9 protein-coding genes are annotated in these 13100 nt (G+C 33.0%); 1 reads left to right on the top strand and 8 read right to left on the bottom strand.

Translation table 11 applies throughout. The features are described from left to right. Window positions 1–36 precede the first annotated feature (36 nt). From FLACHUCJ7_RS16410 to FLACHUCJ7_RS16400, 3 genes are all read right to left on the bottom strand, one after another. Window positions 37–2490, bottom strand: coding sequence for a TonB-dependent receptor (locus FLACHUCJ7_RS16410; RefSeq protein WP_180909647.1), 2454 nt, complete (start codon window positions 2488–2490; stop codon window positions 37–39). Window positions 2491–2697: 207 nt separating this feature from the next. Next, complete coding sequence (locus FLACHUCJ7_RS16405; RefSeq protein WP_180909646.1) at window positions 2698–3852, bottom strand: PepSY-associated TM helix domain-containing protein; 1155 nt, start codon at window positions 3850–3852, stop codon at window positions 2698–2700. 73 nt (window positions 3853–3925) lie between these two features. Next, window positions 3926–6262 carry a TonB-dependent receptor gene (locus FLACHUCJ7_RS16400; RefSeq protein ID WP_180909645.1) on the bottom strand — a complete coding sequence of 779 codons (2337 nt, stop codon included), beginning with the start codon at window positions 6260–6262 and terminating at the stop codon, window positions 3926–3928. A gap of 280 nt (window positions 6263–6542) precedes the next feature. Between FLACHUCJ7_RS16400 and FLACHUCJ7_RS16395 the strand changes: the two genes are divergently transcribed. Continuing rightward, a complete protein-coding gene (locus FLACHUCJ7_RS16395) occupies window positions 6543–7703 on the top strand; it encodes an MFS transporter (protein WP_180909644.1) in 1161 nt (386 codons plus the stop codon). A gap of 83 nt (window positions 7704–7786) precedes the next feature. Here FLACHUCJ7_RS16395 and FLACHUCJ7_RS16390 read toward each other — a convergent pair whose 3' ends face one another. The 5 genes from FLACHUCJ7_RS16390 to FLACHUCJ7_RS16370 all read right to left on the bottom strand — a co-directional run bounded on the left by FLACHUCJ7_RS16390 (window position 7787) and on the right by FLACHUCJ7_RS16370 (window position 13088). After that, window positions 7787–8248, bottom strand: a complete 462-nt coding sequence (locus FLACHUCJ7_RS16390; RefSeq protein WP_180909643.1) for a hypothetical protein — start codon at window positions 8246–8248, stop codon at window positions 7787–7789. Between the two features lie 48 nt (window positions 8249–8296). Further along, window positions 8297–8728, bottom strand: a complete 432-nt coding sequence (locus FLACHUCJ7_RS16385; protein ID WP_219634120.1) for a hypothetical protein — start codon at window positions 8726–8728, stop codon at window positions 8297–8299. Window positions 8729–8779: 51 nt separating this feature from the next. Further along, the gene (locus FLACHUCJ7_RS16380; protein WP_180909641.1) at window positions 8780–9256 is read right to left on the bottom strand and encodes a DUF6265 family protein; all 477 of its coding nucleotides are present in this window, start codon (window positions 9254–9256) and stop codon (window positions 8780–8782) included. 226 nt (window positions 9257–9482) lie between these two features. After that, window positions 9483–11792 carry a DNA topoisomerase 3 gene (locus FLACHUCJ7_RS16375; protein WP_180909640.1) on the bottom strand — a complete coding sequence of 770 codons (2310 nt, stop codon included), beginning with the start codon at window positions 11790–11792 and terminating at the stop codon, window positions 9483–9485. Window positions 11793–11930: 138 nt separating this feature from the next. Further along, entirely contained in the window at window positions 11931–13088 is a 1158-nt protein-coding gene (locus FLACHUCJ7_RS16370; protein WP_180909639.1) for an FAD-dependent oxidoreductase, read from the bottom strand. Window positions 13089–13100: the final 12 nt, after the last annotated feature.

Raw genomic sequence — 13100 nt, 5'->3', positions numbered from 1 at the left:
AAAAAATCAGTTCTTTTTTGGAATTATTATGTGTTTTTAAAATTTATAGCTAAAACTGGCCAAAACATTTCTTGGTTTCTGAGGATTCACTGTGCCCCATCCGCCATTGAAATATTCCTTATTGGCAATGTTATTGATATTTAATGCTACTCTAAATTTGTTGGTACCGTAAAAAAGGGATCCATTTATAACAGTGTATGACGGCAGTACAAATTTCCCGAGTTTATCACTGTTGATAATTGCATTTTCACTGGCATAATTTCCTCCAAAGCCTAGTCCAAAATCTTTCAGCATTCCATATTGAAATTTATAAGTTGCCCAAATATTAGCTAAATTTTCAGGTCCTGACCACATTGGTCTTTTGCCTTTTTCTAAAAACACATTTTTAATATCTCCTTTTGTTACTTTACTCTCATTATAGCTGTAGCCCGCAATAATATTTAAGCCTTTTGCAGGAGATGTATTCAGATCAAATTCAAAGCCTTTGCTTCTTGATTCACCTCCCTGAATACTATTTAAAGGATTTTTTGGATCAATTGTTACCAAATTGGCTACTTTGATATCATAATAATTTAGAGTTGCATTTAATTTTTCGTCAAGAACATTTGCTTTAACACCAAATTCCAATTGATTGGCATGTTCCGGATCAAAGGCTTCAGAACCGACAGAATTTCCATTAGTATCATATGATTTTTTTGGCGAAACGTTTTTAAAACCATTCATGTAATTAGCGAATATAGAAAGCTTGTCAATAATAGGCTGATACAATAAACCGAATTTTGGGGATAAGGATGTTTGATTATAATCGTCATTATCAGTTTTTATATCTGCTTCATTATCAAAATGATCAACACGTAAACTGGCCATTGCTATTAAACTTGGAAAAATATTGATAACATTTGATGCATATACACTGTATGTTGCATCTTTGCTATTATAATTTGTCGTGCCGGATTTTGCAAGAACAGCATCTACAGAACTGCGGGTTGGGTATGTTGGAGCATCCTCAGTTCCGGTATAGGGATTAAGATAATTAACTTCTCCTTGTGGAGTAATATTATAAAGCCAGGCATAACCGGAACCGCCAAATTTTAATTCTTGTGAAAAGTAATCAAATCCGGCAACAATCCTATTGCGCATATTTCCGATTTTAAAATCACCGATAAAATTTTGTTGAATATCAGTAGTTACTGTTTGCGATTGCTCTTTGGTAATATTTACAGCAAATTCGCCTAACCCATTTTCATTATCAGGCATATATGAATAATAGCCATCCGATTTAGTAGAACCTCTTGATAATGCTGTTTGCGAAGTCCATTGTTCAGAAATATTGTAATTCATCTGAGCCTGTAAATTGAACTTGGGGTTTTTTATGGACAAATCATTACTATAAAAAGAAAGTTTAGTGTTGTAGTTTAATTCATCAAGATTGTCAAATTGCAATGGTGAGGATCTTCCTAAAAATAACATCGGAGGTGTTGTTTTTTCTTCTTGCATAAATTCAGTATTAATCAGGAAAGATAATTTTTCATTAACCTTGTAGGATAGAACAGGTGATACAAAAAAAGAAGTACGGAAACCTGCATCCTGAAAACTATTTTCTGTCTGATATGCAGCATTAATTCTTACAGCAACATTATCTGACTCATCTATAGAGGTATTTATATCAGCAGTAACTCTGTTAAGTCCAAAACTTCCGGTAAGATAAGACACTTCTGTGCCAAAACCTGAATAAGGTTTTTTAGTTACTGTATTAATGAGTCCTCCGTAACTAATCAGACTGCTTCCAAACAAAGTTCCGGATGGGCCTTTTATAACTTCGATCCTTTCAATGTTGGCAGGATCTAAACTACCATTTGTTAAACCGGGTAATCCGTTTACAATATTTGCCTGTACATCAAAACCTCTCAATGTATAAAAGGATCCGCCATCTCCGCTACGACCTGTTGATTCCCATAATTTTTGAATACCGGGAACATTTTTCAAGGCATCATCAAAATTTGTTATCGCCTGTTCTTTTAATAAATCAGCAGTAACTACATTGTAAACTTGTGGATTTTCAATGTTTTTAAGGGGCATTTTTGAAACATAAGTGCTTTGTTTCGGAAAGAGTTTTGCTCTGTTATTATTATATATAGTTACTTCTTGTAGTTGTTTGTTTGAAACTTTTAACTGCAAATTAAGTTTTGTTCTTTCATTGCCTGTTACTTTTACCTCTTGTTCGAGTGTTTCGTAACCTGTTAAAGATATTTGTAAAATGTAGTTATTGGCTTTTATATGGTTCAATTCAAAATTTCCATTTTCATTAGTTATTGTGTTGTATTTAGTGTTTTTGAGAATGATATTTACACTGGCAGCTGGTATTCCATCTGATGTAGTTATGATTCCACTTAGTTTTCCTTTGTCCTGAGCAAGGCAATTTGTGGCTGAAATTAAAAACATGCAAATTATAAAAATAAAATATTGCTTTGGTAGGTTAGGATAGTTCATAGTTGTGGTTTTTGAAAATGTATCTTAATAAGTAAATAGTGCAAATCTAAGTATTTAATGTAAAGAAATGCTTAAATATTTGTTTTATTCTTAGTTGTTTGTGTTTCTGTCTAAGAATTATTTTATTGATAAAAATACCTAAATATTTAATTTTTATTGAAATATTTTTAAAAATTCACTTACCAAACCTTATTTTTGTCGAAACTACTAAATAGTTGTTGTCTTTTTTTTATTGTTTCGTCCCAACCAAATCAAAAAACCTGTGATAGGTAAACTCGCTGATACCAAACTGGCAATAAAGGCGAGTATTTTACCTGCTAATCCTAAAATACTGCCTACGTGTAAATCGTAATTAATAAATCGTAATTTTTCTCCGTTATTTTTATCGTTATAAGTTGTTGTTTTTAGAATTTTTGCTGTGTATTGGTCAAACTGTATGGCTACATCATCAAAGCGGCTTTCATATTTGGTAAAAGTTCCAACTGTTGCCGTAGAATCATTTGCTTCTGGTAGAAAAACAAAATAGCATTTGGCTTCGGGATGTAATTTTTGAAGGGTATTATAAATTGTATCGACTGAACTTTTCCAGGTAAAATGTGTAGTATCAGATTCGATAATCTTTGATTCTTTTTTAATCGTTTTTCCACCATTAAAAACCCATTGCACTCCTTTATCATAACAATCAAATGCCCAGACTAATCCGGTGAGTGCAATAATTAAAGCAAAAATCATCATGTAATATCCTAATATATTATGTAGATCGTAATTTTTGCGTTTCCATTTAGTGGTCTTTTTCCATCGGAACCAAAATCGTTGTTTGGCAGCCTGTTTGTTTTTTGGCCACCAGAGTATCAATCCTGTAATTAGTGAAATGATGAATATAATGGTTGCACTTCCTACGATTGGATCACCTATTTTGCTGTTTAAACAAAGCGTTTGGTGTAACATTCTGACAAAAACAAAAAACTCAAAGTTGTATTCTTCCCGTTTTTTCACGCTCCCTGTATACGGATCTAAATAAATGTAGGTGCTTTGATAACGATTCCAATACCAAATAGCATCTTTATCAAGTTCCTCAAAAAACGAGATAATTACAGTATGTTCATTATCATTAATTACTTTGAAACTTGAAAGTGACTGTTTTGGGCTGTCTTTGTTCGCTTTTTTTGCAATTTCGATTAATTCACTAATAGGCAGTCTTTTGTTTTTTACAGCCTCTACATGATAATATTCATGTATTACAGGACGTAATTCTTCTTCAAAAACATATATACAACCTGTAATTCCAAGGATTACTACAATTAACCCCGAGCCTAATCCGAGCCAGAGATGGATTTTAAGTATGAGTTTTTTTAATGACATAAATGTGTTTTATTTATAAAAGACAAATACCTCTGTCCATAACAACAGAGGTATTTTTAATGAATTATTATGTTTAGAATTTTAATACCAGGTTAACCATTACGTTTGTTGGTGCTTGCGAATTTCCATAAAAATCCCAATACTTTTCATTTGTCAGGTTGTTTAATTTAACTCCGACTCTCCAGGTAGACTGATCATAAAATATAGTTGCATTACATGTTCTATAAGCAGGCATATAAACAATGTTATCCGTTTGGAAAAAGCTTTTATCCACAAAATTAACTCCAAATCCGGCACCTAATCCTTTTAGTTTACTTTGCAAAGTATAAGTGGTCCAAAAGTTAGCTACGTTGGCAGGTGCTCCAGCAGCTTTATTTCCGTTGATTAGCGGATCTGTTGTATTTAAAATACGATTTTCATTGTATGCATATCCACCAATTATGTTTAAACCTGAAATAGGATTAGCTATCAGCTCAAAGTCTACTCCTTTACTTACTTGTTTTGCATCTTGAATATAAGTTGGCAAATTTTCTCCGGGTACTACAAATGTTCTTGTAGCATTATCAATAGTAATATTATAGTAACTAGCTGTGGCACTTAATTTTTTATTGAATGCTTCTGCTTTTATACCTGCTTCATATTGTTTTGCATAAATAGGGTCTAAAGCCAGCTGATCGCCGCTTGGCTGCGTTACCGGAGCTGCATTTTGAAATCCGTTCATGTAATTTGCAAAAACAGAAACCTGATTTTTTACAACTTCATACACCAATCCTAATTTAGGAGATAATGCCGTTTGATCATATCCTTTTGTAGTTGCTGTGTTTTTTTGTTCAAAGTTGTCTAAACGTAAACTCAACATTGTATACAATCTGTCGCAAATGTTGATTACATAACTCGTATAAGCACTAACAGTTTGTTGATTAGCAGCTACTGAAGAATTTTGATTTATTGCAGCTTCAGCCGTTTTTCTTCTAAAAATGGTATAACCTGTGGTTATGTCAATATTATCAAAAGTTGCAATTCCGGAAGAAAACTTAGACTCATTTAATCTGTAATTTAAGCCCGCTAAAAATGTATGTTTGATACTTCCGGTTGAAAACTGACCATTGATGTTTTCCTGAATATTAGTGAAATTATTTTCAATAGGTCCCCAGTTACCAACTCTTCTTGTCGCTTGGGTAGGAGAGCTCCACACAGCATAAGTTTGATAACTACGTTCTACATTTTCACCTACGTAAGAAAATAGAGTGGTTGATTTCCAGTTTTCTGAAATTTCATATTCTGCCTGTGCAAAAAATTTATTTCCTGAAGTTTTGGCATCATTATCATCGTGGAATAATGTTTTTTTATAATCTAATTTTAAATCACCCGGGTTTGTTATTCCAGATGTTGGAGTATACGTATTATAAGTTCTTCTGGTATTGTTAGAATTTATTAATTCTGCATCAATGTTAAAAGTAAGTTTGTCGCTTGCTTTGTAGGTAAGGCTTGGCGAAATTGCTATAGTTTTATTAAATCCGTAATCTAAAAAACTTTTTTCATTATTATATGCCAAATTTACTCTGAATAAAACCGTTTTATCCTTATTAAGAGGTGTATTCACATCGGCAGTTAAACGGTTTAAATTAAAACTCCCGGCAGTATAAGAAACTTCTGTTGCCGTAGTTTCAAAAGGTTTTTTGGTTACCAAATTGACAACACCTCCATAAGAAGATATAGAAGAACCGAATAAAGTTCCTGAAGGGCCTTTAAGAACTTCAATTCGTTCAACGTTTGAAAGATCAACAGAAGAACGTCCTGAAATAGTTTCCATACCGTTTCTGGCATTGATTCCGGTTGCGAATCCTCTAAAAGTGATTGCAATTCCTCCTGAAGGAAAACTAACAGGAACCGCTCCAGGCGTATTTCTTATGGCACTTTCAATGTTTACCGCTACTTGTTCCTGCAACAGTTCTTTATGAATTACACTATAAACCTGTGGGTTTTCTAGATTAGATATGGGCATTCTTGCTACATAATCGGTCTTTTTAGATAAGATACTTTTTTTACTGCTTATTACAACTTCCTGTAATTCTTTGTTAGAAACTTTTAATTGCAAGTTTAGGGTTGCTGTTTCATTTTCTGTTACTGTTACTTCTTGTTCTAAAGTTTCATAGCCAGTCAAGGAAACCTCTAAAGTGTAGGTATTTGGTTTTACTCTGTTAAATTCAAAAACACCCTCTTCATTGGAAATGATCCCATACTTAGAGTTTTTAAGAATAATGTTTACACCTCCTGCGGCATCTCCGTCAGATGTGGTGATTGTTCCTTTTATTTTTCCATGGTTTTGTTGTGAAAAAACTGTAAATGCTGATAATAGCAAACTGATTGAAAATAGAAAACGACATGTTTTCAGATTAAAATACTTCATTAAAATAAAATTTGTTTTGGTTATTATTTTTATTTAGAATTAATAAAAACAGTGTAAATGTAAAAATAAATACCCCTTCTGCAAATATTATTTAGACTGATTTTAAATAATTTATTAATATTTCCTCCAAAGGAGTAAAAAATGTTAGAAGTATTTTTTTTATTATAAATTATTAAACATTTAATTGTTTTGTTATTTTAAAGCATTTTAGAAAAGTTTAAAAAGGGAATTTGGTTTTAAAAACCTTAATTTTGCAGAAAATTAAATTGAAAATAGCTCAATGATTATTCCCTTTTTAAAAAAAATACAGAATACTCCCAAAGGATTTAGATTGGCTAATACTGTATTTTTTTTTCTTTCCGGATTTGGATATTCCTCATGGGTATCCCGTATTCCGCATATTCAGGCCCAATTACATTTATCCGAAGCCCAATTTGGAGCAGTCTTATTTGCTTTTCCAATTGGTTTGATGCTGACAATGCCTTTTACCGGAAAATTATTAAATAAACACAGCAGCCGCTATATCATGCTTTTAGGGGCAATTATGTTTAATATTGTACTGTCCTTACCGGGTTTAGTAGCCTTTGTATGGCAATTGGTTCTCGTACTTTTAATTTTTGGAGCTTCGCGCAATATTTTCAATCTATCGATTAATGCACAATCTCTTGAAGTACAGAAATTATATCCAAAATCGATTATCACGAGTTTTCATGCTGTTTGGAGTATCGCTGTTTTTTCGGGAGCAGGTTTTGGGTATGTAATGGTAACACAGCATATTGCGCCATCTCATCATTTATTAGGAGTAAGTGTTTTTATGCTGGCTCTTACGGCTTGTTTTTATCCGTTGAGCATTCATAATGAGCCGGTTCCTGTGAAGAAAAAATTCTTTGCAATGCCGGAAAAGAACCTTATAAAATTCGCTGTCATTTGTTTCGTTTCCATGGCCTGCGAAAATACCATGTATGACTGGAGCGGTATTTATTTTGAAAATATTCTGAAAGCTTCTCCAAAATTAACCAGTGCTGCATTTGTGTTTTTTGCAACAGCAGTAACTTTAGGACGAATATTTGGAGATTCTGGTGTAACGAAATTTGGGATAAAAAAAATTCTGCTTTACAGTGGAATTTTAATTACTGCAGGTTTTGCACTTTGTTTTATTTTGCCGTATGCTTACCCAACTATTTTTGGTTACGTTTTAATTGGTTTTGGAGTTTCCTGTGTGGTTCCGTTAGTATTTAGTATTGCCGGAAGATCTTCAAAATTAAGCAGTGGCTCAGCTATAACTTCTATATCTACAATTGGGTATCTTGGTTTTTTACTAGTTCCGCCAATGGTGGGTTTTATATCTGAATATTTAAGTATGAAATGGGCGTTTTTAATTATGGCAGTTTTAGGTATTCTGATGATTTTTATGGTGAATAAGATAGGGGAGGATGAGTAGTTTTTTTAAGTTGCTAAGCGACCGAGATGCTTAGATTCTAAGTTTTTTGTGAACGATAAAAGTTTAAAATTCCGTTTGAGTACTCATTTTTTGCTAATTTCTTTTATATAATCTTTCCATTTTTGTTTTTCAATAATATATGAATATTGATAACTTTTTTCGCAAAATCTTATCTTGTTTTTAAATTCCAGAGTATCAACATAAAAGTAATCAAGTTCTTCTTTTTGATTATAAAAATGAATAGAAGATGAGCTTTTTGGACAACAGCAGTAACCAGTTTTTGTAGCATTTTCAAAAATGGTTTCAATGTCCTGGACTTGTTGTTTTGTTGTAGTTTTAAATTCTTTAGTTGCAATATACGATTCAACATTTACTCTTTTATTTGTTAATCTTGAATCGTAAGCTTTTATAACGATTTGATTACTATCTGTTAATATTGAATTGAAGGAAAAATTATCCCAGATATCATCAATTGAATTTTGGTTTTTTTCGTTGCAGCTTATTATTAAAATTGAAAATAGAAATAATAAAAAGACTTTTTTCATTAGAAACAATTTTTAGGTTTATTTCAATAATACCAGAAATTATATTTATTAAAACTCGCAAACTTTAGATGTATTAGTCTCTATTTCTTTTTTGAATTCTGAAGGTAAATGTAATTTGGATGTACAAAAATCTTTCATTTCATATTTTTGTGTTTTTTTATTGAATAGTATTGCCTGATGTGAAATGTAGTCTGAATTATAATACCATACATTGGTATCTTTATCAATATATAAAAGCCAATAATGATTGGCGCTAAAAGTTTCGTTTAGACTTTGCTGAAATAATATTTTATTATTACGATCTCGAATGGCAAATATTTTTGAACCATCTTTTAATTCTTTAATTAAAATATTTCTGTTTTTGCCCGGGATATTGTAGATTCCTGCATCATATAAAAAACCTGATTTAATATTTTTGGATCTTAATTCAGAATTATTGCATGATATAAAAAGAACTAAAAATAAAATATGAAATGACATTGATTTTATAACAAATTGTAATGTTCTATTTTCCATGATTCTAAGAAAAGATTACTTCTTCTTCATAATAAACCTTTCCGTAGTCGGCTTCCCATTCAACTTTCCTGAAATCTCAGCTGTCAAAGTATTATTAGCTCCTTTTGTATAAGTGATTTTTTGTGGATAATCGTGTTTAGGGTTTTCGAAAACCAATTGTTTGTCTGATTCTGAAGTAGAAGGGAAGGAAACGGGTTTGTCATCATTTTGACCTTTTACAGTCGCTTTGTAAGTAAGCGTTTCACCTAATTGAGCCAAAATAATGTTTTCAAAATGCAAAGTATCTTTACCTTTGATAAAATAAGAAGCAGCGTTAAAAGTACTGTCGTTTACTTTTTTCCAGTTTTCGGTTAAAATCCCATCCGGTGAAGTATTTTCCCAGTTTCCAATTAGCCAGTCTGCTTTTTTGATTTTGTCTTTTTCAACGGTTTCTTTTTTCTGACAGGAAACGAAAGCTATAATAAGTGCTGTAAGCGTAATTTTCTGAAACATATTTGGAAGTATTAGTTTTAATAGTACAGCTAAAATAGATAAAAATTATTTGCCATATCCCGAATGACTAAGATAAAGAAGCAATTATATTAATTTTTGTTATTAAATTTTGTTTACGCAGATTTAAAAAAGATTTATAAAATTTAAATTAAAAAAATCTGCTTAAATCTGCAGAATCTGAGTGAAGCAAAAAATATTTTCATCTTTTAATCTGGGGCAGAAAAACTCAAATACTAGCTGTTAAAATCGAATACACCAATTCCTTAGTTGGTTTTTGATTTTTTAATTTTGCTCTTACATCATCAAAAGTCACTTTAAAATCACAACCCGATTTATATTCACTGCAGCCGTAAGCGTTTTTGCCTTTTAGTATTGTCCCTTTTTTGCACTTTGGACAGATTAATGAATCTGAATTTTCTTTTGAGTCAGTTTTTTTATCACTTTTCTTTGGTTCTAACTTTAGTTTATAGTTTTCTTCAAACCGAATTAAACCTTCAACAGTGCCCTCATCAGTTTTAAAGCCTTTTATATTGACAGTTGAACCTTTTTGAATCAGGCGTAAATATTGGTTCTCAGTAATCTTTTTATCATGAAAAACAAAAGGAAGCACAAAATCACAACCCAACTTGTACGCACTGCATCCATAAGCTGATTTACCTTTTATGAGATTTCCTTTTTGGCATTTTGGACATGTTTCTGCCGAAATTCCTGAGGATTTCTTTTTTTCTTTTTCAGGTTTTACAACTGGTTTCTGAATCATTGCTGCATGAGAAATGTTTGCGTGTCTGGTTTCACTTCGTACTTCAGTAACCAAAGCTTCGACCATGCGTTTCATGTTCTTGATAAAGGCACCTGCAGTAAAAGTACCTTTTTCAATGTCTTTCAGTTGTTTTTCCCAGGAACCGGTAAGTTCTGCTGATTTTATCAATTCATTCTGAATCGTATCAATCAATTGAATGCCTGTTGGAGTAGGCAAGACCTGTTTTTTATTTCGTACAATATACTGACGTTTAAAAAGCGTTTCAATAATATTAGCGCGCGTAGACGGACGCCCTATACCATTTTCTTTCATCAATTCGCGTAAATCTTCGTCATCAACTTGTTTTCCTGCAGTTTCCATGGCACGCAATAAAGTCGCTTCAGTAAACTGATTCGGTGGTTTGGTTTCTTTTTGAAGGAATGATGGTTCGTGCGGTCCTTTTTCACCAACCACAAAATTTGGCAGTAAATCTGCTTCTTTTTCTTTTGCACCCGGATCTTCAAAAACAACACGAAACCCTTTTTTTAAGATCTCTTTTCCGGTAGCTTTAAACATAACTTCAGCAGCTTTTCCTATTACGGTTGTGTTGGCAACCAGACAATCATCATAAAAAACGGCAATAAAGCGTTTTGTTATAATATCATAAACCTGCTGTTGATTATATTGCAGATTGTTTTGAACTCCGGTCGGAATAATAGCGTGGTGGTCAGTTACTTTTTTATCATTGAAAACCTTAGGCGATTTTTTGATTTTTTTCGCTAAAATGGGCTGCGTCAGTTCTGTGTAACTGGTTAATTTTTGCAGAATCCCAGGTACTTTTGGATAAATATCATTGGGTAAAAATGTCGTATCTACTCTTGGATATGTAATTACTTTTTGCTCGTAAAGTGTTTGAGCAATTTTTAGTGTTTCCTCTGCCGAAAATCCGAATTTTTGGTTGCAATACACCTGTAAACCTGTTAAATCAAACAGTTTTGGTGCAAATTCATTTCCGTTTTTTTTATCAATCGAGACAATTTCAAAATCACTTTCTTTGACTTTATTCGCCAAAATTTCCCCATCTTCCTTATTCAAAAAACGACCTTCTTCATAACTAAAAAGTGTTTCCCTGTATAAAGTCTGTAATTCCCAATAGGGTTGGGGCTTGAAATTTTCTATTTCTTTAAATCGGTCAACCACCATTGCCAAAGTTGGTGTCTGAACCCGGCCAATAGACAGGACTTGTTTATACCCGCCGTGTTTTACGGTATATAAACGTGTAGCATTCATACCTAATAACCAGTCACCAATAGCTCTGGAAAAACCGGCGTAAAATAAATTATCGTAGTTAGCAGCTGGTTTTAAATTTTCAAAACCTTCTTTTATCGCTTCGGTGGTTAGCGAAGAAATCCATAAGCGCTGTACTTCGCCTTTGTAATGGGCTTCGTTCATCACCCAACGCTGAATAAGTTCTCCTTCCTGTCCGGCATCCCCGCAATTTATTACGACTGTGGCTTTGTCAAATAAACTTTTTATGATTCTAAACTGTTTTTCGATACCCGAATTTTGAACTACTTTGGTTTCAAATTTTTCAGGAAGCATAGGAAGGTTGTTCAAATCCCAACTTTTCCAATGCGGCTTGTAATCATTGGGTTCTTTTAAAGTACATAAATGCCCAAAAGTGTAGGTCACGGCATAACCATTGCCTTCATAGTAACCGTCATGTTTGGCATTGGCACCCAAAACGGATGCGATTTCTCGTGCTACACTTGGTTTTTCGGCAATACAGACCTTCATTTTCTCTTTTTATTTGAAAGCGAAATTAAGGATTTAGAAATTGGTATTGAAATTTTTTACGGTTTAGCAATCAGGTTTGGTATTAAGACGCAAAGTTTTTTCTTAGCGACTTAGAAGCTTAGTGACTTAGCGTCTTTATCACCCTGCAAAGAAATTCAGCATTGTTTTCAGGGCATCTTTTGAGTGCATTTTTTCACTATTTTCAAGTGATTCCTTTGCTGCTACTGAAGCTCTTTCACGCATGATACTTTCATACCCGGAAATAGCTTGCTGAACTGTTTTAAATTTATCAGATATCAGGCATTCGCTTAGTTCCAGCGCATCGAGCATGGCCATGTTAGCTCCTTCTCCTGCAAAAGGAGGCATTACATGCGCTGCATCACCAATCATTGTTAAGTTTGATAAAGCGTCCCAGTTTTGATTTAAAGGCATACAATAAATTGGACGCGGAATAAAAGGCGCAGACACATTTTCGAATAGTTCATACCAAAAAGGACTCCAGGCAGGGTATTCATTTTTAAACCATTTTAACATTTGTGTTTTATCAGTATAATCAAGACCATTTGCTTTTATCCAGTTTTCATCAGCTTTAAAACTAATATAAAAGCCAAGATCGCCACCGCCTTTTTGTCCGAGTAAGATATTTTGCGTGTCTCCAAATGCCATTATCTTTCCCCCATTTATTAATGAAGAAATGTTAGGAGCATTTTTTTTAGATTCATAAATATTACCTTCAAGCATTACTATACCAGAATAAAATGGTTTGATATCTGTGATATAAGGTCGGATTTTCGAATTGGCACCATCAGAAGCAATGACAATATCTGCATAAACTGAATTTCCATCTTTAAAATGCATTAACCAGCCTTCATTTTCGGCTTCCATCGAAACAAAATGACTGTTCCAAATTACGGTTTCAGGCGGTAAGGATTCCAATAATATTTTTCGTAAAGCACCGCGATCTATTTCCGGGCGAAAATATTCATTACCAAAATCTTGATCAATATTTGTTTCATGGTCGCTGAAAAATATTTCTGCTTTTTCGTTTAAGATTAATGATTTATCTGCGCCGGGCAGAAAATTATTTTTGAATTCTTCAAACAACTCGGCTTTGTGAATTGCTGCCAATCCTGATCCGTCGTGTAAATCAAGAGGAGATCCCTGAACTCGTGCATCTTTATTTAAATCTCTTTCGTATATTTTTACATTTACGTTTTGCAATTGTAAAAGTCTGGCTAAGGTAAGTCCGCCGGGACCGCCACCGATTATGGCAACTTGTTTATTTTCTAGTAACATTCTGTTTAAATT

Origin of the sequence: Flavobacterium salmonis, assembly GCF_903819435.1 — a bacterium.
GTDB classification, from domain to species: domain Bacteria; phylum Bacteroidota; class Bacteroidia; order Flavobacteriales; family Flavobacteriaceae; genus Flavobacterium; species Flavobacterium chungangense.
This window is presented reverse-complemented; position numbering and strand designations above follow the sequence as displayed.